This window comes from Microbacterium resistens, from assembly GCF_031456305.1.
GTDB lineage: Bacteria > Actinomycetota > Actinomycetes > Actinomycetales > Microbacteriaceae > Microbacterium > Microbacterium resistens_A.
In genome coordinates, this window is the sequence record NZ_JAVDUM010000001.1 from 100,289 (window position 1) to 122,375 (window position 22,087).

Annotated in this window: 17 protein-coding genes; 8 read left to right on the forward strand and 9 right to left on the reverse strand. The window is 73.0% G+C overall.

Going from position 1 to position 22,087, the window contains the following annotated elements; translation table 11 throughout:
* Positions 1 to 641: 641 nt before the first annotated feature.
* Together J2Y69_RS00505 and nudC are read right to left on the reverse strand one after the other, a co-directional pair.
* Positions 642 to 2,348: an ATP-dependent helicase gene (locus J2Y69_RS00505; protein ID WP_310016520.1), complete on the reverse strand. Its 1,707-nt coding sequence runs from the start codon at positions 2,346 to 2,348 to the stop codon at positions 642 to 644.
* Positions 2,345 to 3,316: an NAD(+) diphosphatase gene (gene nudC, locus J2Y69_RS00510; protein ID WP_310016521.1), complete on the reverse strand. Its 972-nt coding sequence runs from the start codon at positions 3,314 to 3,316 to the stop codon at positions 2,345 to 2,347. The genes J2Y69_RS00505 and nudC overlap by 4 nt, the downstream gene beginning before the upstream one ends.
* A 79-nt stretch (positions 3,317 to 3,395) precedes the next feature.
* Between nudC and J2Y69_RS00515 the strand changes: the two genes are divergently transcribed.
* The gene (locus J2Y69_RS00515; RefSeq protein ID WP_310016522.1) at positions 3,396 to 4,859 is read left to right on the forward strand and encodes a phosphotransferase; all 1,464 of its coding nucleotides are present in this window, start codon (positions 3,396 to 3,398) and stop codon (positions 4,857 to 4,859) included.
* On the opposite strand, the gene J2Y69_RS00520 is transcribed toward J2Y69_RS00515, so the two are convergent.
* Together J2Y69_RS00520 and J2Y69_RS00525 are read right to left on the reverse strand one after the other, a co-directional pair.
* Entirely contained in the window at positions 4,805 to 8,245 is a 3,441-nt protein-coding gene (locus tag J2Y69_RS00520) for an ATP-dependent DNA helicase (RefSeq protein WP_310016523.1), read from the reverse strand. The genes J2Y69_RS00515 and J2Y69_RS00520 overlap by 55 nt on opposite strands.
* Positions 8,242 to 11,520, reverse strand: coding sequence for an ATP-dependent helicase (locus J2Y69_RS00525; protein ID WP_310016524.1), 3,279 nt, complete (start codon positions 11,518 to 11,520; stop codon positions 8,242 to 8,244). The genes J2Y69_RS00520 and J2Y69_RS00525 overlap by 4 nt, the downstream gene beginning before the upstream one ends.
* A 141-nt stretch (positions 11,521 to 11,661) precedes the next feature.
* Between J2Y69_RS00525 and J2Y69_RS00530 the strand changes: the two genes are divergently transcribed.
* Both J2Y69_RS00530 and J2Y69_RS00535 read left to right on the forward strand, forming a co-directional pair.
* Positions 11,662 to 11,886 (forward strand): DUF3107 domain-containing protein, encoded by a 225-nt coding sequence (locus tag J2Y69_RS00530; RefSeq protein WP_310016525.1) that lies wholly within the window; start codon positions 11,662 to 11,664, stop codon positions 11,884 to 11,886.
* A 9-nt stretch (positions 11,887 to 11,895) separates the two neighbouring features.
* Positions 11,896 to 12,183 carry a hypothetical protein gene (locus tag J2Y69_RS00535; protein WP_310016526.1) on the forward strand — a complete coding sequence of 96 codons (288 nt, stop codon included), beginning with the start codon at positions 11,896 to 11,898 and terminating at the stop codon, positions 12,181 to 12,183.
* A gap of 264 nt (positions 12,184 to 12,447) precedes the next feature.
* Here the strand turns inward: J2Y69_RS00535 and J2Y69_RS00540 are convergent, their stop codons facing one another.
* Entirely contained in the window at positions 12,448 to 13,161 is a 714-nt protein-coding gene (locus tag J2Y69_RS00540; protein ID WP_310016527.1) for a ferritin-like fold-containing protein, read from the reverse strand.
* Positions 13,162 to 13,343: 182 nt separating this feature from the next.
* Between J2Y69_RS00540 and J2Y69_RS00545 the strand changes: the two genes are divergently transcribed.
* On the forward strand, positions 13,344 to 14,879 hold the full coding sequence (locus J2Y69_RS00545; RefSeq protein WP_310016528.1) for a DEAD/DEAH box helicase: 1,536 nt from the start codon (positions 13,344 to 13,346) through the stop codon (positions 14,877 to 14,879).
* A gap of 160 nt (positions 14,880 to 15,039) precedes the next feature.
* On the opposite strand, the gene J2Y69_RS00550 is transcribed toward J2Y69_RS00545, so the two are convergent.
* Complete coding sequence (locus tag J2Y69_RS00550; RefSeq protein ID WP_310016529.1) at positions 15,040 to 15,918, reverse strand: PHP domain-containing protein; 879 nt, start codon at positions 15,916 to 15,918, stop codon at positions 15,040 to 15,042.
* Positions 15,919 to 16,013: 95 nt separating this feature from the next.
* Here J2Y69_RS00550 and J2Y69_RS00555 point away from each other — a divergent pair, with 95 nt between their 5' ends.
* On the forward strand, positions 16,014 to 17,039 hold the full coding sequence (locus J2Y69_RS00555; RefSeq protein ID WP_310016530.1) for an endonuclease/exonuclease/phosphatase family protein: 1,026 nt from the start codon (positions 16,014 to 16,016) through the stop codon (positions 17,037 to 17,039).
* 224 nt (positions 17,040 to 17,263) lie between these two features.
* Here J2Y69_RS00555 and J2Y69_RS00560 read toward each other — a convergent pair whose 3' ends face one another.
* Entirely contained in the window at positions 17,264 to 17,710 is a 447-nt protein-coding gene (locus tag J2Y69_RS00560) for a DUF3054 domain-containing protein (protein ID WP_310016531.1), read from the reverse strand.
* Positions 17,711 to 17,807: 97 nt separating this feature from the next.
* Here J2Y69_RS00560 and J2Y69_RS00565 point away from each other — a divergent pair, with 97 nt between their 5' ends.
* From J2Y69_RS00565 to J2Y69_RS00575, 3 genes are read left to right on the forward strand one after another with little or no spacing between them, the layout of a single operon-like run.
* Positions 17,808 to 19,235 (forward strand): aminopeptidase P family protein, encoded by a 1,428-nt coding sequence (locus J2Y69_RS00565; protein ID WP_310016532.1) that lies wholly within the window; start codon positions 17,808 to 17,810, stop codon positions 19,233 to 19,235.
* Between the two features lie 3 nt (positions 19,236 to 19,238).
* On the forward strand, positions 19,239 to 19,403 hold the full coding sequence (locus J2Y69_RS00570) for a hypothetical protein (protein ID WP_310016533.1): 165 nt from the start codon (positions 19,239 to 19,241) through the stop codon (positions 19,401 to 19,403).
* Positions 19,404 to 19,412: 9 nt separating this feature from the next.
* Positions 19,413 to 20,300 carry a phosphotransferase gene (locus tag J2Y69_RS00575; protein WP_310016534.1) on the forward strand — a complete coding sequence of 296 codons (888 nt, stop codon included), beginning with the start codon at positions 19,413 to 19,415 and terminating at the stop codon, positions 20,298 to 20,300.
* 24 nt (positions 20,301 to 20,324) lie between these two features.
* Here J2Y69_RS00575 and J2Y69_RS00580 read toward each other — a convergent pair whose 3' ends face one another.
* On the reverse strand, positions 20,325 to 21,014 hold the full coding sequence (locus J2Y69_RS00580) for an alpha/beta hydrolase family protein (protein WP_310016535.1): 690 nt from the start codon (positions 21,012 to 21,014) through the stop codon (positions 20,325 to 20,327).
* Positions 21,011 to 21,889: a YflT domain-containing protein gene (locus J2Y69_RS00585; RefSeq protein WP_310016536.1), complete on the reverse strand. Its 879-nt coding sequence runs from the start codon at positions 21,887 to 21,889 to the stop codon at positions 21,011 to 21,013. The genes J2Y69_RS00580 and J2Y69_RS00585 overlap by 4 nt, the downstream gene beginning before the upstream one ends.
* Between the last annotated feature and the right edge of the window lie 198 nt (positions 21,890 to 22,087).

A 22,087-nucleotide genomic window follows, 5' to 3' on the forward strand; every position in this document is an offset into this window, starting at 1 on the left:
CGGCCCCTGGGCGGAGCGGCTCCTGTCGGAGCTCCGTTCCGGATTCCCGAGCATCTCGTTCGACGTGGTCGCGCACCGCTGCGGCGCATCGAGGGCGGAGGCACGCGCCCTGCGCGAGCGGCTCGGCCCTGTGCTGCAGGCGGCGGAGACCGAGACCCGCGCCGTCCGGCTCGAAGCCGATGACGGGTTCGACCCTGCAGCCGTCCTGAGGATCGGCGAGGCGCTCCACGACGCCGGGATCGCAATCCTCGGCACCGATCCGGGGCCGCACTCAGGTTCGGTCTCAGGGTCGGTATCGGAACCGGACGCGCCGCTGCTGCTCCTCGCCCAGGGGGTTGCATCGGCTGCCGCCGCGAGCCGCCATCTCTCCGACGACCGTCCGCACCTCCCGGTCGCCTTCGACCCCGCCGGGACCACGGTCGGTCCGCTGGTGGTCCCCGGGCTGACGCCGTGCCTCTCCTGCCGCGACGGGCACGACCGGGATCACGATCCGGCGTGGGCGGCGGTGCACAGCCAGATGCTGCGCCGCTCCCCCGGACGGATCCCGCTCCGACGACTGTCCGCGGCCGCCGACACCGTGGCCCAGCTCCTCGCGGAGCGGCCGGACGCCACCCGCCACGGCTCCTCGCGGATCGTGCGGATCAGCGGGGACGGACGCCGCGCGTCGCGCGCGGTGCGGTTTCACGAAGAGTGCCGTTGCCGATCTCTCCCAGAAACCGCGACGGTCGCCGCTCGGACCGTGCGGACTCCCGCGACCACGACATCGTCAGAGTTCGCGCGGCGCGCGTGACGCCGACATAGGCGAGGCGGCGCTCCTCGTCGATCGCCTCGAACCCCGTCGCGTAGGAGATCGGAAGCAGGCCCTCGGACCATCCGAGGAGGTAGACGTGCGGCCACTCCAGCCCCTTGGCCGCGTGCAGGGTGGAAAGCGTGACGGTCTGCATCGTGGGCTCGTGCTGGTCCTTCGCCCTGGCGAGCAGCGCATCGCTGAAAGTACGCAGCGTGGCACCCGGAGCTGCGTCCTCCGCCAGCTGCAGCAGGGCACGCCGCGCCTCCCAGCCGTCGCGCAGCGCTCCGCCGGCCTCGGGGGGCTCGTCGGTGAACCCGAGGCTGCGAAGGACGTCGCGGACCGTCGGGAGGAAGCCCTTCTCCGTCGGCGCCACCGCCGCACCGCGGAGGGCGAGGACGGCCTGGCGCACCTCCGGCATGTGGAAGAACCGCTTGCCGCCGAGGACCGTCGCCGCGATGCGCTGGGCAGAGAGCGCCTGCAGGAGAGCCGCGGACTGGGAGTGCGCCCGATAGAGGACCGCGATCTCCTGCGCGGTCTCCCCCTGCGCGATCCGCGCGGCGATCGAGGCGGCGACGGCGGCCGCCTCCTCCGCATCGGAGTCGAATGCCGTCACCGTCGGCGGATCGGCGTTCGGATAGGCACGGGCGGGGACGAGCTCCAACGCCCCGGGCCGGCCGCGCATCAGGGCGTTGGCTGCGGCGAGCACCGGCTCCGCGGAGCGGTAGTTCGTCTCCAGACGCACCACCGTCGCATCCGGATAGCGTCGCTCGAACTCCAGCAGGTATCGCTGATCGGCGCCGGCGAAGGAGTAGATCGTCTGCGACGCGTCGCCGACGACGCACAGGTCGCTCCGATCGCCCAGCCAGAGCTCGAGAAGACGGTTCTGGAGGGGCGAGACGTCCTGGAACTCGTCCACGGTGAAGTGGCGATACTGCTCGTGCACCGCCGCCGCCACCCGCGGCTCGGTCTCGATCATCCCCGCGCAGGCGAGCAGCACGTCCTCGAAGTCGAGCTGGTGGCGCTCGTCCTTCAGCGTCTCGTAGGCGCGAGCGAGGTCCGCGAGCGCCGACGGGTCCAGCCGCCCCACGGAGCGACCGCGGGCCGCCGCCTCCTCGATCGAGATCATCGAGACCTTCCGCCACTCGATCGACGACGCGACGTCGCGAAGCGTGGCGGTGTCCGGACGCATCCGCAGCGTGTCGGCGGCCTGCGCGAGCAGACGCACCTTGTTGTCGACGATCTTCGGGGCCGGCGCCCCGGCCAGCTGGGGCCAGAAGAAGTTCAGCTGAGCAAGCGCCGCCGCGTGGAACGTCCGCGCAGCCACGCCCTCGACGCCCAGCGCCCGCAGCCGGCCGCGCAGCTCGCCCGCCGCCTTCGCGGTGAAGGTGACCGCCATCACCCGCGCCGGCGAGTACGCGCCCGTCTCCACGCCGTGCGCGATCCGGTGCGTGATGACCCGGGTCTTGCCGGTTCCCGCCCCGGCGAGCACGGCGACCGGGCCGCGCAGCACGGACGCGGCCTCGCGCTGTCTGGCGTCGAGGCCGTCGAGGGCGCTCACGCGCGTTCCTCGTACCAGTCCCGGATGAGCGCCCGGGCGATCGACGCCGCCCCGGGGAGCTCCACCGGGCCGTGCCCCGCGAGCGCCGAGCCGATCTCGGCGCGGGTGAGCCAGCGCACGTCGATGATCTCCTCGCCGTCGCCGTGCGCGAGCGCCTCGTCCACGGCGGTCGCGCGGAAGCCGATCATGAGCGAGCGGGGGAACGGCCACGGCTGGGATCCGCGGTAGCGCACATCCCGCAGCCGGACGCCGGCCTCTTCGCCGATCTCGCGGTGGACGGTGGTCTCCAGCGACTCCCCCGCCTCGACGAACCCCGCGAAGCAGGAGTACATCCGGCCCTGCCAGATCGCGTTGGCGCCGAGCAGGAGCCGCTCCCCGTCCGCGCTCTCGATCGCGACGATGACGGCCGGGTCGGTCCGAGGGAAGTGCTCCCTGCCGCACCCGGGGCAGTGCCGTGCCCACCCTGCGTTGCGCACCTCGGTGCGCCGGCCGCAGAACGGGCAGTGCGCGGCATCGCGCAGCCAGCCGGCGAGAGCGACGCCGGTGACCAGCAGCTCCGCCTCCTCCGCGGGGAGCCCCGCTGCGACATCGCGGATCCCCGCCCAGTCCCCGCCGCCCTGGGACGACGAGGTGGAGTCAGGGAGAGCGGAGTCGGGGGGCGAGGAGTCGGGGAGCGAGGCGAGGAGGACCGCGGACCCGTCCGATCGGCGCCCGAGCAGCGCCCAGCGGACGTCCTCGTCGGCGGATTCCACGCTCTCCGCAGGATGCGTGTCGGAGGAGGCGAGGAAGGACGCGAGGAGAGGGGCATCCGGCAGGAGGAGGCGCAGTCCGCCATCTCCCGCGACCAGGGTCCTGCCCCGACGGACGGCGAGCACGCGCGTCGCGGGATCCGAACGCAGCCGCTCGATGAGACCGGGGACATCGCGTTCTCCGCCGGCGCGATCCAGGACTCCGTCCGTCGCGATCATCCGCTCCCTCTCTCACGGGCGTGGCCTTCTCAGGCGTGGCGCGGCCCGGCGGGCAGCGCCACCGACCTACCCTGGTGGCATGGCTCGCTCTCCCTTCACTCTAGCCGCGGCGGTGACGGCCGCCGTGCCCGGAGCCGAGGTCGTCGGCGCCCGCGCGCTCACCTCGGACGGGGACGCCCGTTTCGACTCCGCGATCGCGACGTTCGCCGACGGACGCGAGGCGGCGATCCGCGTCGCGAGCGACGACGAGGCCGCCGCCGAGCTCGCCGCCGAGGAGCTGGCGCTGCGTGCGCTCTCCCCCGGCGCCCGCGAGATCCTGCCCTTCCTCGCCCCCGAGTTCTTGGGGCACACCCGTATCGGCCAGCATCGGGCGCTGGTCACCTCCCTCGTTCCCGGCTTCCAGGTCGACGCCGCCGACATCCCGCCGGGACGGGGCACGGCGGAGGCCGCCGGCGCCGCCATCGCACGGATTCACGCGCTGCCGATGTCCGTCGTCCGCAGCGCCGGTCTCGCCGACCGCTCCCCCGCCCAGATCCGTGAGGAGATCCGAGCGCTCGTGGACCGGGCGGCCGCCACCGGACGGGTCTCCGCACGCCTGACCGTCCGCTGGCGCGAGGCCGTCGAGTCCGATGACCTCTGGCGGTTCGAGTCGACTGTGACCCTGGGCGGCATCCACGACAGCTCCTTCCTCTACGAGGACGACGAGGCGTTCGGACCGCGGGTCGCCGGCATCATCGGGTGGTATGCGCTGTCCATCGGGGACCCGGCGGTCGATCTCGCCTGGCTCGCCTCAGCGCCAGAGGCCGCCGCCGACGTGCACCGCGCTTACGCGGCGACCGCGCTGCGGGCACCCGATCAGGCGCTGCGCATCCGCTCCCGGATGCTTGCGGAGCTGGAGTTCGCGCGCTGGCTGCTGCACGGGCACGAGACCCGGCGCGACGACATCGTCGACGACGCCGCCGGCCTGCTCGACGCGCTCGCCGAGGGCGTCCGCAACGACGACCTGGTCCCGCGCCCCGGCCCCGGCGCCGGCGTCGATGAGGCACTGTTCGCGCTGGAGAACGTGCCCGCGCACGCACCGGCCGAGGTGGACACGTCGATGCAGACCGACGCCTATGACCCTCGCGCGTTCGCCGGGCTCACCACGGACGACGACACCGCCGCCTTCGGGCCCCGTGGAGGAGGGCCGTCGGCGGGCTCCGAGGACCCGAACGCGACCGGCCCGCTCGACGTCGATGGCGTGGACGACATCGACGCCCCGGTCGCTCCGGAGTCGGTCCCGGCTGCTGCTCCGGTCCCGACTCCGGGAGCCGATCTCGCCGAAACGAGCGACCTCGGCGACATCGCCGTCCCTCCCGCACGTGACGCCCACGCCCACGCCCACGCCCCGAGCAAGGACACAGCCGCAGGCGCGGACACAAAAACTGCTGCAGGCGCGGACACGACCGATGCCGTGCCGCACGATGCGTCCGCCGACGAGGCGGAGGCTCAGCGCGCGGCGCGCGCCGCGTTCCAACGCTGGAGCAACTCCTCCTCCGAGTAGATCCGGTCACCGCGGATGATCAGGTCGTCGCCGACGTAGAACAGGGCGACGTCGATGTCCGTCAGCGGAACCCCCGAGCTGCGGTGATACGCGAGCCGGTACAGGGCCAGCTGCAGCATCCGCTCCTCCTGCTCGGCCGCGGTCGCGGGAGGGCGTCCGGTCTTCCAGTCCACGATCTCGATCCGGCCGTCCTCCCGCCGGTAGACCGCGTCGAGCTTGCAGATGATGATCCGTCCCGGCTCGCCGTCCGCCGACGGCAGGGCGAAGTCGATCTCGGTCTCCACGGCGATCGGCTTCAGCGTCGCCCACTCCGAGCGCTCGAAGACCTCCCGGAGACGCCCCAGGTCCTCGGCGTCGGCGCGGCCTGCCTCGTCGTGCACCGCGTCGTCGTCGAGCTCCCACAGCGCGTCATCGACGGAGGAGACCCCGCCGACCAGCCCGGAGCGGTGCTCGACCCAGGCGTGGAAGAGCGTTCCGAGCCTGGTCTGCCGGTAGGGCCGCTCCGGCATCGGTCGGGTGAGCGCACGCACGGTCCCGCGGAAGTCGGTCACGTAGTCCTTGAACCGAGACGCCGGGACGCGCGTGGGCGCATCGGCGACGATCCCCCGCTGCCGGGCCGCGCGCTCGGCGAGCAGGCGTTCCAGCTCGGGACTCGGGGTCGGCGCGACGGACGCGGCCAGCGCCTCCCGGACCTCGCCCGCTGCGCGCTCCACGACCGCTCTGCGGGCCCCCAGCGGGTCCAGCGGCCAGACCGTGGTGAGACCCTCGCCCTCGTACGGGTTCTCGTCCGGATCGACCTCGCCGATCGGCTCCAGCCCCCATGCGTCGATCGCCTCGCGGAGATACGGGCTGGGCGTGCGGGGCTTCTTCTGCCCCGCCCAGTGGGAACCGGTGAGGAGGAGGCCGCTCCGCGCCCGGGTGAACGCGACGTACGCGAGGCGGCGCTCCTCGTGCTTCTGATAGTCGCGATAGGCGTCCTTGAAGCGCCGGAGCGCCCCGCCGCCGGGGTGGGCCTTCGTGTATCCGGCTGCAAGGGCATCGAGCGCCGCCTTGTGCCGCTTGGCCGGATCCTCCCCTGCCCCGTCCATGGCAGCTTGGGGATCCCAGCGGAACGCCGGCAGCGCATCCCGGTCGCCGCGGAGGGCGAAGGGGACGACCCCGAACCCGAACCAGCCCGAGGTGTCGGAGACCCGACCCGGCAGCTCGTCCTCCACCAACCGCACCACCGCGACCGAGTCCCACTCCAGCCCCTTGGACCCGTGGATCGTGAGCAGCTGGACCACGCCCGGCTCCGGCGGCTCCGGGCGGGGCATGAGCTCGTCGGTGCTCTCCGCCTTGTCGAGCCAGGCCAGGAGACTCCCGATCGTGCCCCGCTCGTCGGCGACGAGGAACGCCCGCACCTCGTCCCCGAAGGCGCGGAGCTGGGTCGCGGCGATCCGGGCAGGCCCTCGCGTCTCGTTGGCGGCGAGCTCGATGTCCAGGCGCAGCTCCAGCTCGATCAGGCGGATGAGCTCCAGGATCGGCTGCGCCGCCGCACGGCGGAGGCGCTCCAGCATCTCCCCCGCGGCACGGAGACGGGCACGTCCGTCGGGGGTGATCCCCTCCAGCATCCGGTAGTCGTCCGCGACGACCCGGAGGAAGTCGACCGCGTCCACGATCGACACCGCCTCGTCGGCTCCCCGGGACGCCCGCAGGCGCTCGCGCACCTCGGCGGGCAGCGGCGTCAGCGCGCCGTCGCGCTGGGCGAGCGTGGAGGCGAGGTCGTGCAGCGCCGCCATGTCCGCGACCCCGACCGCGAAGCGCGGACCCACGAGCAGGCGGATCAGGGCGGAGCCCGAGTTCGGATCGTGCAGCACCCTCAGCGTCGAGACGACGTCGACGACCTCCGGCGTGGAGAGGAGGCCGCCGAGCCCGAGGATCCGATGCGCGACGCCCTCCCCGGCCAGCGCCGCCGCGAAGGTCTGCATGTGGCGCTTGGAGCGGAACAGGATCGCCCCGGTGTGCGGGCGCTCGCCCGAACGCTCCGCATCCTCGGACCGGCGTGCCGCGAACCATGCGGCGACCTCCGCAGCCTCCTCGTCGACCGTGTGCGCGAAGCGCACCTCGACCTGGCCCCGCTCCGCCCCCGGACGCGGCTCGAGGGCCGGCACGTCGAGCCCAGGGCGCTGAAGCGGCTCGAGCACCCGGTTCGCCGCGTCCAGGATCCGCCGGTCGTTGCGCCAGCTGGTCATCAGGCTGTACGTCCTCGCCCCGCTCTGACCGGCAAACTCCCGCGCGAACCCGTAGAGGTTGTCCGCGCTCGCGCCCCTCCAGCCGTAGATGGACTGATGCGGGTCCCCGACCGCCATCACCGGGGAATCGCGGAAGAGGGCGCCGAGGAACCGGGTCTGGACCACGGAGGTGTCCTGGTACTCGTCCAGGAGGACGACACGGTGCTGCTCGCGCAGCTCGGCGCGCACGTCCGGGGTCGACTCGACGATGTCGAAGGCGCCGCTCACCTGATCCGCGAAGTCGAGCACGCCGCGCCGGTCCTTCTCCGCGATGTACTCGCGGACGAGCCGGATCAGGACGGGCATGGTCTGGAGGTTCAGGGTGGCGACCTCGACCGCGGCGTTCTTCCGGTAGGGGCCGAAGGCCTCCGCCTGGTCGAGCGCGATCCGCTCGGCAGCGTCCAGGTCGACCCGATGGTCCAGTGCCTCCGCCGCGAGGCGCTGGACGGCGTCGATCACCCCGCCGAGCGAGCGGTCGATCTCCTCCAGGCCCGGGAGCTCCGCACGCAGGACGACGGTCCTCGCGAGCAGCCAGGACGCGGACTGGCTGAGCATCGCCGCGTCGGGGTCGCGTCCGATCCTCGGCGCATGCTCGCGGACGATCGAGTCGGCGAAGGCGTTGTACGTCGAGACGCGCGGCCGGATCATCAGCTCCTCCGCGCTCCGCGGCGCCGAGGAGCCGCGTCCGAGACGACCGGCGAGCTCGTCCAGCACCTGCGTGCGGACCGTCTCCCGCTGCCGCGCCCCGACCGCCGCGTCGATCCGGCGGAGGGAGCCGTCGGCGACCAGCTCGGGCAGGAGCGGGAGCAGACCGCGGCGTCCGTACTCGTCGACCACGGCGAGACGCGCGGCGATGCGCTCCGCGAGCTCGCCCGCCGCCTTGCGCGTGAACGTGAGGCCCAGGATCTCGTCTCGCCGGACGTGGCCGTTCGCCACCAGCCAGACGACGCGGGCCGACATCGTCTCGGTCTTGCCGCTTCCCGCCCCCGCGACGACGAGGGCCGGCGACGGCGGCGCCTCGATCACGCGCTGCTGCGCCTCGGTCGGCGCCGGCTGCCCGAGCGCCGCGGCGAGATCCGTCGCGGCGATCCCGAGCCCGTCCTCCCAGGTCGTCATGAGCTCACCGCGCCGATCGTGTGGATCCGGCAGGGACGGATGCGCACCTGCGTGTCCGCGCAGTGGGTCTCGACCTGGGCCGTGAAGCTGCTGGCCGCCATCCCGCGTCCCGCGTCCGCGACGCGGCGGAGGAACGCGTCCCGCTCCTCCGCCGCCAGAACGTGCTGGTGGGCGACGCGATAGTCGCTCCGGCCGACGGTCTTGGACACGATCACCAGCCGGGCCCCGGCGAGCGCCGCGGGGTCGGCGCCGTCGATCAGCCCCTGCTGGACGGCGATCTGGTACGCGGCGAGCTGCGCGTGGTCGAGGACGGCCGCCTCCGTGTCCGGCTCGTACTTCCCGGTCTTGAGGTCCACGACGACGACGCGCCCCTCTCCTGTGCCCTCGGTCATCGGCGACCAGGTCATCCCCCTGGCGGGCCCGTGCTCCCCCGCCCCCGGCGGGTAGGACTCGACGCGATCGATCACCCCGCTCACCAGTGCCTGATGGGCCGTGTCGTCCTCGTCGACGGGATGCACGGCGGGATGCGAATCCCCGGCATCCTCGCCCTCCCCGGCATCCTTACCATCCCCGGTAGGTAGGCCGAGGTCGACGGCGAAGCGGAAGGCGGTCTCGGCGGCGATGACGTCGCCCCCCTCCCGCGCGACGGTCTCGAGATACGCGTGCAGGCGGTCGATGTAGAGATCCGCGCGGCGGCGCTCCTTGCGCGCGATCCACGCCGTCTCGAAGTCGAGCTCCGGCCAGTGCTCGGCGACGACCGCGCGCATGGCCTCGATGTCGCCGTCGGGCACCCGCTCCATCGCCTCGTGCACGATCGTCCCGATCCCCGCGGACGGCGGGACGACGGTGTCGCCGCCGAGGGCGACGACCGCCCAGTTGAGCCCGCACTCCTCGAACGCCTCGAGCCGGGAGGGCGAGACCCGGACGCCGGCGGTCCCGAGGTCGCGCAGGGGCGCGGCGCTGGAAGGCGGGAGCACGCCGTACCAGTCCGTGGGCGCGGCGCCGGGGACACCGGCCTCGGCGAGCAGGCGCAGCTGTCCCGCGGCCTCCGCGCGGGCGCCGCGGTCCCGCGATGAGGTGAGCGTGCGCCGATGTCTCGCCACGAGGCCGCGGAGCGTGAGCGGGTGGGCGGCGCGCTCCTCGTCCGGCGGCAGCGGTGGGGGCAAGAAGGCGAAGAAGGGGCTCGGAGTGTGGTCGTCGTCGTCGACCGCGGTGACGAGGAGCCGGTGCCGCGCCCGCGACACCGCACGCACGAAGAGGCGCAGCTCGTCGTGCAGCGCCGCCCGTCTCCGGTCCAGGACGCTGTGCTCGTGCTCCGGCTCGCCCCGGCGCGCGGCCGTGATCGCCTCCGCGAGACGCCAGGTGCCGAGAAGACCGCCGCGCAGCCGTACATTGGGCCAGACCCCGTCCTGCACCCCTGCGACCACCACCGCGTCGAACTCGGTGCCGAGAGCGGTCGCCGGCGTCAGCAGCGTCACGACGCCCGGCCGCTCGGGCGAGGAGAGGGAGTCCTCCGGAACCTCGCTGCCGAGGATCTCGTCGATGAACGCCTTCGGTCGGTTCTCTCCTCCCCGCTCGACGGAACGCTTCGCCGCGGCGAAGAGCGCGACCAGGGCGTCCAGGGCGCGTGTCGTCTCCGCTCCGCCCTGCATCGTCGCCGTCTCCTGCCAGGTCGTGGCGAGGCGTCGGCCGTCCGGGCCGCGTGACCCGTCCCAGACGCGCCACAGCAGCTCATGGATCGTCTCGCCCCGCTCCGACGCCTCGTGCACATCGCGGAGCAGGCTGCCGAACCGGTCGGCGACCCGGGCCTCCGGGGTGTCGATCAGCGTGAGCTGCGCGGGCTCGGAGAGGGCGGATCGGAGCAGCTCGCGCGCCGGCGTCGAGCCGCCCGACTCGAGCTCGCGATGCCGCAGCCGCGCGCGCAGGCGGCGCAGGCCGACCCCGTCCAGACCGCCGAACGGGGTGCGCAGCGCCTCGGCGAGCTCCTCCGCCCCGCGTTCCTCCGACGGCGCCATCGCCAGGCGCACGATCCCGACGATGTCGCGGACCACGCCCTCGCTGCCCAGCGGCCGCTGGACGCCGGCCGCCCGCGTCGGCACCTCGCGCGCGGCGAGCTCGGTCTCCAGCGCCGTGACCTGGCGCGTGTCGTGGGCGAGGACCGCCATGCGCTCCCACGGGACCTCGTCCATCAGGTGCCACTCCCGCAGCGTCGCCGCGATGCGGTCGATCTCCTCGTGCGGCGAGGCCGCGACGACCACCGTGACGGCGGGGTCCTCGGACTCGGGGACCGGAGACGGGGCGCGACGGTGCTCCACCCGCCCCGCGACGCCGATCGCCTGCGTGACACCGCGGGTGAGCGCCGTGAGCGCCTCGTCCTGTCGGTGCGGATGGTCGAGGACGTAGAGGTCGCCCAGCAGGCCGGCGATGTCCGCGAAGAGCTCGGGGCCGGCGCCGCGGAACGCCCCGGACGAGATGTCGGGATCACCGAAGGCCATCACGGCGACCCCCCGCGCGCGGAGCGCCGCGACGATCGAGACACCGCCGATCGTGAGCTCCTGGGCGTCGTCGATGAGGACAGCGCGCAGCCGGCCGAGCGGACCGAGCGCCCCGGGCTCCGCGGTGCGGAGGATCGTGGCGGCCTCGGACAGGAGGTCGGCGGCGTCGCGGTGGGCGGAGCGCAGGCGATCCAGGATCCGGCGATACTCCTCGATGAAGGCCCCGGCCGCCTGCCAGGCGGGGCGCGTCGTCCCCTTCAGCTCCGCGGGCGAGACCCCCAGCTCCGCGCACTCCGCGAGGAACGCACGCAGCTCGGAGCGGAAGCTCCGCGACGAGCGCGCCGCCGGACCGATCTCCTCCGGCCAGCGCACGTGCCCCTCCTCAGCGGCGTCCCCCTCCTCGGCGACGTCCTCGACGAGCAGATCGGCGATGATCCGGTCCTGGTCGGCGCCGGTGAGCAGAGCGGGCGGCTCGTGACCTGCGCCGACCATCGCCCCGCGCACCAGCTGGAATGCGAAGGATCCGAGGGAGCGCGCGAGCGGACCGGGCGTCGCCACCGCGATCCGGACGCCGAGCCGATCCCGCAGCGCGGTGGCCGCCTGCCTGCTCGGGGTGAGGACGAGCACCTCGTCGACGCCGAGCGCGACGTCCTCGCCGAGCAGCCGCGCCACCCGCTCGACCAGGGCATGCGTCTTGCCCGTGCCCGGTGCACCGATCACGGTGCCCGACGCATCGACGGCGGCGGTGATGACGTCGCGCTGGCGGGAGTCTGCGGGCATCCCTCCACGCTAGCCGCGGCCGCCGACAATCGCTGTCCGCGAACACGGCGACCGCCGTGCCCTCCGGCCGATCCCGCCGCGGCCCGCCGAGGTAGAGTCGGAACCGGCATCAGCCGTCACCGACCCGCGAGGAGCGCATCCGTGGAAATCCGCATCGGCATCATCAACACCGGCCGCGAACTGAGCTTCGAGACCAACACCCCCGCCGACGAGGTCCGCGGCCAGATCACGTCCGCGCTCGAGCAGAACATCGGCCACGTGTCCTTCACCGACATCAAGGGCAACTCCTACCTCGTGCCGACCGCGAACATCGGCTACGTCGAACTGGGCACCGAGGAGTCGCGCCGGGTCGGCTTCGTCGCGTAACCGACCCGCATGTACATCCTGCTGGCGATCATCACAGCCTGCGCCCTCGGCGTCGCCGCGCACTTCGCCCTGCCGTCGCGCGAGCTCCGCGGCAACGCCGTCGCCCCCGCTGTCGCGACGGCGTTCGCCGCGGCCGCCTACGCGATCGGCCAGTGGGCGGGCCTCGGCGAGGACAGCGTCTGGCTCTGGCTGCTCTCGCTGGGCGGCGTCCTGATCGTGTGCATCGCCGTCGTCCTGACGCTCACGGGCGTCCGCACCCGCTCCGACGCCGCCCAGCGCGCCGCCCTCGGGATCTGACCGCTCGACGGTCCGTCCGACCGTCCCGTCTCACCGTCCGACGATCCGTCGACCGCCGCGGACTCTCTCGGCGTCCCGTTCACCTGCACGACCCGTGCACAGATGGACGACGGAAGGCACGGATCGGTCGTGCATCCATGCCGAGGTCGTGCATCTGTGCGCGGACGCACGACCGGGACCACATCCAGCCCCGGACCGACAGTCTCAGAACACCGACTCAGAACACCGGCAGTCTCAGAACACGGGTTTAGGACACCGACTGTCTCAGGATGCGAGGCCCATCGCGTCCATGCGGCGGGCGTGCGCGCCCATGAGCTCGGTGAACACCGGCTCCACCCTGGCGTCGTCGGCGGCGCCCTGCTGCGGGCGGCGGAGGGCGGTCCTGGCCACCAGCAGGGTGTCGCCGACGAGCCGCCGGCCCCACATCGACAGCAGCGAGCGCCACTCCTCGTCGCTGGAGATCGTCTCCTGGATGATGTCGACGATCTCGTGCCTGGCGTCGTCGACCGCGAGGATCTCCACGACCCGGTCGCCGGTCTTCCCGTAGCCGGATGCGAGCGCGAGGTAGAAGTCGTCCAGCATCCCCGCCGTGAGGTAGACCGCCAGGAGCGTCTCCCGGGGACGCACACCGATGGTCTTGCGCCGGAAGGCGTCCAACTGCTCCCGGAACGGCAGCATCACCTCGGTCGGGTCGTCGCCGCGCTCGCGGATGACCTCCACGATCCTGCCGTGCTTCTCCAGGGCGGCGCCCGCGGCGTGCGAGAGCGCCTCCTTCTCGGAGAGCTCGGGGGTGGCGCGGATGAGCCGGGTGAGGGTCTCGAAGTAGCCCAGCTGCAGATACGCCGCCTGCCCGAGGAACGTGTTCAGCTCGGGCGCGAGCTCGGCGAAGTCGACGCGCGCGGTATCGCCGAAGTCGCCCCGCGACCGGAGGACGAGCGAATGCCGCGGCGTCTTGCGCTGCCAGAACCACCTCACCACGCGCTCAGCCTACTGCGCCCTCTGGCGGGCCTTCTCGCCGCCGGACCCTCCTCGGGTAGTCTGAAGGGGCTCCGGCGACGGACCGGGGCCCCGCGCCTGAGCTTCGAGAAACGGCGTGGATCCGTAATCGAGGCGGACTCCGAGCATTGACGAGGGGCCGCCGGACAGGCTTGCAGAACACAGTGACGACATTCGCCGAACTCGGCATCGACCAGGACATCGTCGACGCGCTGGCGTCGAAGGGGATCATCGACGCCTTCCCCATCCAGGAACAGACCATCCCTCTCGGCCTCCCCGGCCAGGACATCATCGGCCAGGCCAAGACCGGCACCGGCAAGACCTTCGGCTTCGGCATCCCCGTGGTCCAGCGCCTCGGCAAGGACCCGGAGCCCGGCGTCAAGGCGCTGATCGTGGTCCCGACCCGCGAGCTCGCCGTCCAGGTCTACGAGGACATCGACCTGCTCACCTCCGGACGCTCCACGAGCGTCGTCGCGATCTACGGCGGCAAGGCCTACGAAGGCCAGATCGAGCAGCTGAAGGCGGGCGCGCAGATCGTCGTCGGCACCCCCGGGCGCCTCATCGACCTCGCGGGACAGCGCCTGCTCGACCTCTCCCACGCGGCCGAGGTCGTGCTCGACGAGGCCGACAAGATGCTCGACCTCGGGTTCCTCGCCGACATCGAGAAGATCTTCCAGAAGATCCCCGAGGTCCGGCACACGCAGCTGTTCAGCGCGACCATGCCCGGGCCGATCGTCGCCCTGGCCCGACGGTTCATGACGAACCCGATCCACATCCGCGCCAACGACCCCGACGAGGGCCTGACGCAGGCGAACATCCGCCACCTCGTCTACCGCGCGCACTCCCTGGACAAGGACGAGATCATCGCCCGCATCCTCCAGGCCGAGGGCCGGGGGAAGACCGTGATCTTCACGCGGACCAAGCGCGCAGCGCAGCGCCTCGTGGACGAGCTCGGCGACCGCGGCTTCAACGTCGGCGGCGTGCACGGCGACATGGGCCAGGACCAGCGCGAGCGCTCCATGGCGGCGTTCAAGGCCGGCAAGAGGGACGTGCTCGTCGCGACCGACGTCGCCGCCCGAGGCATCGACGTCGACGACGTCACGCACGTCATCAACCACACCATCCCGGACGAGGACAAGACGTACCTCCACCGCGCGGGACGCACCGGCCGCGCCGGACGCACCGGCATCGCCGTGACGTTCGTGGACTGGGAGGACCTGCACAAGTGGGCCCTCATCAACCGCGCCCTGGAGTTCGGCCAGCCCGAGCCCGTGGAGACGTACTCCTCCAGCCCCCACCTGTTCAGCGACCTCGACATCCCCGCGGGGACAAAGGGCCGCCTGGTGTCGGCTCCGACCTCGGAGAAGCCGGCGCGGAAGACGCGCCAGCCGGAGCGCGCCGCGGATGCCGCAGCGGAGGGCACCGATGAGGGCGGGACCCGCCGTCGGCGCCGTCGTCGTACGGCCGGCGACCGCGTCGGATCGACGTTCGCCGAGGGCGAGACCGCGACTGCGACGAGCGTCGCTTCGTCCGATGCCCCCGCCGACGGTCATGCAGCGACGTCCGATGACCGCTCCGCCGAGGGCGCCGGCACCCACGACGGCCACGGCTCGGAGCACCACGACGGCAACGCCGCCCCGCAGCGCCGTCGCCGTCGTCGCCGCCGGGGCGGGGCCGGAAGCGCCCCCGCGACCGCCTGAGCACCCCGACCTGAGCGCCCTGATTCGAGCGCACTGACTTGAGCGCCCCGGCCTGAGGTGCCGCAGACCCGTCCGCCCCGAGCACGCCGCATCGTCGGCCACTGCCCGGGGCGGACCTGTCTCCCCCCGCCGCGCGACGCGGGGTCGCGGATCAGACGGATCAGACGAAGAAGGGTTCCGACCCGGTCCCACCATCGAGGATGCGCTGCACCATCTCCGCCGCGGTGGTGTTCTCCCCCGGCCGGTTGGGCTTGCCGTGACCGTGGTAGTCGCTGGAGCCCGTGACCACGAGGCCGTGCTCGGCGGCGAGGTCGCGCAGCACCCGCCGCCCCGACGGCGTGTTCTCGCGATGGTCGATCTCGAACCCCGCGACGCCCGCCTCGATCAGGTCTTTCAGCAGCGGCACCGGGATCATCTGGCCTCGGCCGGAGGGGGCAGGGTGCGCCACGACGGCAACGCCGCCGGCGCGGGTGATCAGGCGCACGGCGCGCACCGGGTCCGGAGCGTAGTGCCCCTCGTAGTACCCCTCGCGCGGGTGCAGGATCCCCGCGAACGCCGCACCGCGGTCCTCCGCGATCCCCCGGGCGACGAGCGCGTCCGCGATGTGCGGACGGCCGACCGTCGCGTCTCCCGTGGTCTGCGCGAGGACGTCGTCCCAGGTGATCGGGTAGTCGCGGGAGATGCTCCGGACGATCCGCTCGGCGCGTCCGATCCTGTCGTCGCGGATCCGTTCCATCTCCGCGACCAGCGCGGGCGACGTCGGATCGAACAGGTAGGCGAGCATGTGGATGCTGCGCCAGCCGTCCCTTGTGGACAGCTCCATCCCGGGGATGAAGGTCATCCCCCGACGGATCGCCTCCTCCCGCGCCTCGTCCCAGCCGGCCGTGGTGTCGTGGTCCGTGAGCGCCAGGGTCCGTACGCCGTGCGCGTGGGCCTGCGCGACGACCTCCGCCGGCGGCTCGGTGCCGTCGGAGCGATTCGAGTGCAGGTGCAGATCGCTCGGCCCGTGGAACCGGCCGGCCTGCGCGTGGTCCGTCATCCTCCGAGCGTAGCGATCGCCGGAGGCCTCGGCCCCGAGGTCGCCCGGCGTCGCGCACCAGTGGTCTCCCAGTCTCCTCGCCTAGGCTCGAACCGATGTTTCGACTGCTGGGGATCCTGTTCACCGTGCTCTTCGCGATCGCCACGGTGGTCCTGGCCTGGCCGCAGTTCTTCCATCTCGAGCAGACCTTCCCGATCACCCAGCTGGTCGCCGCACGCGGGCTCGTGGTCCTCGCCTATCTGGGGATCCTGATCCTGGCCCTCCTCCTCGCGATCGCCCGCCCCCTCCGCGGATTCGCCGCCTCGATCGCGATCGTGGCACTGCTCGGCGCCGCGGCCTCCGCCGGTGTCGGAGCGGTGAGGGGCGTCGCGCCCTCCGCGCTGCCGGAGAAGACCGCCGAGAGCGTGCGCGTGCTGGCCTGGAACACCGCGGGCGAGGCGGTCGCCGCCGAGGAGATCGCGCAGACCATCGTCGAGCAGAAGGCCGACATCGTCGCCCTCCCCGAGACGACCGAGGCGGTCGGCGAGGAGATCGCGATCATGCTCCGCGACCAGGGGCGTCCGATGTGGGTGCACCACGTGCAGTTCCGCCCCGAGGTCGAGCGCGGACCGGACTCCTGGCAGACCACGCTCCTCATCTCCCCCAATCTCGGCGACTACTCGGTCATCCAGTCCTCGGCCGACGGCTCCAGCAACACCGGCTCCGTGCCCAGCGCGGTCGTCATGCCGGTCGACGGCAAGGGCCCGACCGTCGTCGCCGTGCACACTGTGGCGCCCCGTCCGGACGACATGGACGGCTGGCGCGAGGATCTGCGCTGGGTCGCGGACCAGTGCCCCGGCGGCAACGTGATCATGGCCGGAGACTTCAATGCCACCGTGGACCACATGGGCGAGCTCGGGAAGAACGGCGGCGATCTCGGCGCCTGCCTCGACGCGGCGTCCCGCACGGGAGCAGGGGCGCTGGGCACCTGGCCCACCTCCCTCCCCTCCCTCGCCGGGGCCCCGATCGATCACGTCATGGCCACCGCGCAGTGGCGGGCAAGCGGGTCGCAGGTGCTCGACGGCAACGCGAACGGCAGCGATCACCGCGCGCTCATCGCGCAGCTCGAGCCGGTCCGCTGACGCTCGCCCCCCCCTGTCCCCTATCGCCCCCAGCCGCCCGTCTGCCGTCCCGGACCGCGAGACTGCAACTGCGGAACGAGACTGCGCAATTTTCGCGCAGTCTCGTGACGCAGATGCAGTCATCGCGGTGATGAGACGCGAGAGCGACGCGAACGGGCGGGCGAGCCGGCGGGCAGGCGAGGCGGCGGCCAGGCGAGGCGGCAGGCGGGACTACGCGGGTAGGGCTACGGAGCGAGGCGGCCTGCGCGGGAACGGGCGACGAGGACGACGATCGCACGCCAACCGAGGAGGAAGACCAGGAGGGTGACTGCGGCGACGATGATGAAGGGCACCGCGATACCCGCGCCAGAGACGGCACGGAGCGCCATGCCGCCCGCGACCGTGATCGCCCAGAGCGGCAGGCCGGTGCGCAGGAGCGCCGCGGGGGCTGCCCATGCCCGCAGCACGAGCCAGCCGGCGGCGAGCGCGACGAGGAACGGCCAGGCGGTCTCCAGGACCCCGAGCACACTGAGCCCGCGCTCGTGACTGGCCCGGCCGATGGCGGCGAAGACGAGCACGAGCACGACGTCGGCGCCCACCGCCCACGGCCACGAGAGCGACGGACGACCAGAGGAGACGGAGCGAGCGGGGGTGGAGCGAGCAGGGTTGGGGCGGGACGCGGGAGCGGACATGATGCCCCAGCCTAATCCGGCTCCTCAGCGGGGGGCGGGGGCGGATGCTCGCGGTCCGGGGGTGACCCCCGGGCACCGGCGGTGAGAGACTGGAGACATGAGCACCGCAGAGCGCGACACGATCGCCGAGTCGACGAAGACCCCAGTGACGGACGCCGAGACGGCCAAGACCAATCGACGCCAGCCCTTCCCCCAGGGCTTCCTCGACGCCATCTCCACCGGATGGGCCGAGCGCCCCGAGTCCCTCCCCGCTTCGCGCGCGCAGGCCCCGTTCGCCGCGGCCCGGCGCGCGGCGGTGTCCGCCGCCTTCCCCGGCCGACGCCTCGTCGTCCCCGCGGGCTCGCTCAAGCAGCGCAGCAACGACACCGACTACCCGTTCCGCGCGCACTCCGCCTTCGCCCACCTCACCGGCTGGGCCGCGGACTCCGAGCCCGACTCCGTGCTCGTCTTCGAGCCCGTCGCCGGGGGGCACGACGTCACGCTCCACTTCCGCGAGCGCGCCGACCGCACGACGGCCGAGTTCTACTCCGATGCGACGATCGGCGAGTTCTGGATCGGTCCTCGCCCGTCGCTGGCCGGTGTCGCGGCCGACCTCGGGATCGCGACCGCGCACCTCGACGACTTCGCACCCGGCGAGGACGAGCTGGTCGTCGACGTCGACGAGGAGCTGACCCGGTTCGTCTCGGAGCTGCGGCTCGCCAAGGACGAATTCGAGATCGCCGAGATGCGCCGTGCCGTGCGCATCACCGCGGACGGATTCGATGACGTCGTGCGCGACCTCCCCCGCGCGATCGCCCACCCCCGCGGCGAGCGCATCGTGGAGGGCGTCTTCCACCAGCGCGCACGCAGCGACGGGAGCTGGGAGGGCTACGACACGATCGCCGCCTCCGGCCCCCACGCCTGCTACCTGCACTGGACGCGGAACGACGGCGCCCTGATCCCGGGCGATCTCATCCTCATCGACGCCGGGGCCGAGGCGGACAGCCTCTACACCGCCGACATCACGCGGACGCTGCCGGTCTCGGGCACGTTCACCGACGTCCAGCGCCGCGTCTATGACGCCGTGGTCGAGGCTGCCGACGCCGCCTTCGCCGCAGCGCGGGTCGGCGTCCCCTTCCGGACCGTCCACGAGGCCGCGATGGCCGTGATCGCCGCCCGCACCGCGGAGTGGGGTCTGCTGCCGGTCACCGCCGATGAGGCGCTGGACGCCGACCGTGGCGGACAGCACCGCCGGTACATGGTCCACGGGACGAGCCATCACCTCGGCATCGATGTGCACGACTGCGCGCAGGCCCGCCGCGAGATGTACTACGACGGCCTCATCGAGCCGGGGATGGTCTTCACGATCGAGCCAGGCCTGTACTTCCAGATCGACGACCTCACGGTCCCCGAGGAGTTCCGCGGCATCGGCGTGCGGATCGAGGACGACATCCTCATGACCGAGGACGGTCCGGTGAACCTCTCCGCCGACATCCCCCGCACGTCCGCGGACGTCGAGGCCTGGATCGCCCGGCTGCAGGGCTGAGCCATGATCCCCGGGACGTCCCTGCCGTTCCTGTTCATATCCCTCCTGATCTACGTCGTCATCGCGGCGCTCGCGGGAACGGTGATCTACCTGGCGGTCCGCCTCGCGGTGCAGCACGCGCTCCGCTCCCACGACCGATGGGTCGAGCAGGGCCGTCCCCGCCGCTGAGCCGCCGACATGCATCCCGGACAGCTCCCGATCGACGAGCGGATCGCCACAGCGGCGATCCGCTCGTCTTTTCCGGCGCTCGCAGAGCTGCCGGTGCGTCCCCTCCGGACCGCGGCCACCGTCAACGCGCTCTTCCGCGTGGGTGATCGCCTCGTGGCACGGTTCCCCCTTCAGGGCGCGTCGGCGGCAGAGCTCCACGACGAGGCGGGGGCGCTGGACGAGCTCGCGCAGAGCATCCCCTTCGCCTCGCCGTCCGTCGAGGGCGTCGGCACGGCGACGGAGGCGTTCCCCTCGGCCTGGTCGATCCAGACCTGGCTGGATGGGACGACCGCCGGGTCATCCGATCCCGCCCTGGCCGAGGACATCGCTGCCCTGATCATCGCCCTCCGCGCCGCACCGCTCCGCGGCCGCGCCTTCGACGGACGAGGGCGCGGAGGGACGCTGACCGATCATGACGACTGGGTCGCAGAGTGCCTCGGCCGCAGCGACCACCTCGTGGATGTCGCCGCGGCCGGTCGCGCATGGGACGCCTGGCGGACGCTTCCCGCGCCGCCGACGGAGGTCATGTCGCATCGCGACCTCACCCCGCCAAACCTCCTCGTCGCCGAGACCGCGCAGGGCCCCCGCCTGACCGGAGTGCTCGACGGCGGCGGGTTCGGCCCCGCCGACCCGTCCCTGGACGCGGTGATCGCCTGGCACCTCTTCGAGCAGGCGGACCGGCGGATCCTCCGCGAGGCGCTCTCGTCCGATGACCGGGAGTGGCACCGTGCCGCGGCGTGGGCGCTGCAGCAGTCCCTGGGCCTGGTCTGGTACTACGAGGAGACGAACCCGCCGATGTCGGCACTGGGCCGGCGGACGATCGCGCGCATCCTCGCCGATGAGGATCTGCGGAGCTGAATCGCGCCCGGCAGCACCGGTGGGTCAGTCGCCGCGGACGAAGGCCGTGACGAGCGGCGCGAGCGACGCGCCGATCGCAGCGGCATCGCGCGGGCGGCCCTTCACCTCGAAGGAGTGACCGCCGCCCTCGACCCACTCCACGCGCGCGTCCTGACAGGAGGCGACGGCATCCTCGAACTGCGCCGGCGGCTGGATGAACGGATCGTTCGTGCCCGAGATGAAGAGCTGGGGCACGGCGATCGCCGGGAGATGCTCGACGCGCGGCTTCTCCGGTCGTCCTGGCGGGTGCAGCGGATACCCCAGATAGACGAGCCGATCGACGCGGAGCCCCTCCGCCACCGCCATCGAGGCCATCCGTCCGCCGTAGGACCGGCCGGAGGCGATGACGCGTCCTGACGACCGCTCGCGCATCGCGTCCACCGCCGCACGCCAGGTGAGGATGGCGTGCGTGGCGGGCCCCGGCATGCGCCGCCCCGCCTCGGCGTAGGGGAAGGAGAAGCGGAGGGTCGACAGACCAGCGCGACGCAATGCCTCGGCGAATCCGAGGAGGAAGGGATGATCCTTCCCGGTCCCCGCGCCGTGCGCGACGATCACGGTCCCGACTGCACCGGCCACGGCCCCGTAGGCCGCGCTCACGGTCACGTCCCCCTTCGGCAGCGGGACGGTGAGCGTCATCGGCTGCTCGTCCGCGGGAACGGACGCGGCCTCGCTCATGGGCGCGGAGCGGATCCGCCGTTGTCCGGACGCTCGGTCGCGGGCGCGTCGGCCGGCGCCTCTGGCTGCACCACGGTTTCGGGGGCTGCAGTTTCAGGGGCTGCGGCGTCGGCCGCCGGCTGTTCCGGCGCGGAGACCGTCGGCACGGGGACCGCTGCCGCGGCGGCCTCCGCGGCCGAGCGCGCAGGGGGCGGCGGGGCGATCCGCTCGCCGTACCGCGGCGGCTCCTGGGCCGACGGCGTGCTCGTGGCAGGAGTCGTTGGTGCCTGACGATCGGCCACGGGAGCCGCGGGAGCCCCGGGAGCCGCGGTGCGGGCGGGTGCTCCTGAGGCTCCGGGGGCGACGCGCTCGCCGTAGCGCGGGGGCGTCGTGGTCGGGGAGGCAGAGGCCGCCGCCGGGCGGGCGGGCGTCGGCGCGGCGCCCAGCACCTGGCGGGCCTTGGAGAGCGACGAGGGCAGCACCGTCACCTCGTAGTGGTCCGCGGCGAGCTGCATGACGCTGGCATAGTCCCGACGACGACGGACGATCGCGTAGGTCACCAGGCTCAGGATCATGCCCATCGCCACACCGACGAACAGCACGCCCACGAACGCCTGGATCGGCGCGGCGGGGTTGCCCAGCACGAAGATCGCCGAAAGGAAGAGCCCGATGAGGAGGCCGTTCATGGCGCCGGACCGTGCCGCCGTCGCGTATCCGAGACGACCGGTCACCCGCTCGATCGTGCGGACGCCCATGCCCACGATCGCGATCTCGCGGGCCGGGACCTCGCCCGCGATCAGCTTCGAGACGAGCTTCTGCGCGGCCTCGTACTCGCGCACGGAGGCGACGGTCTCGCCGACCTCGGCGGAGCCGGCCGGGCGGTTCATCATGCTCATCCCCCCATTGTCCCACGCCCGTTTCAGCCCCGCCTGAGCGTCGGCGCCCGCACCGTCGACACGAGCCCGAAACCGACCCCGGCGCCCGACCCCGGCGTCGTCCCGGAAGGCGGCGGGTGAACGCCCGGGGAACGGGTGGGAACCGGGCGGGCCGGGCCGGATCGCCGCCCCCTCCCGGCGGGCTTGCGGACACTACTC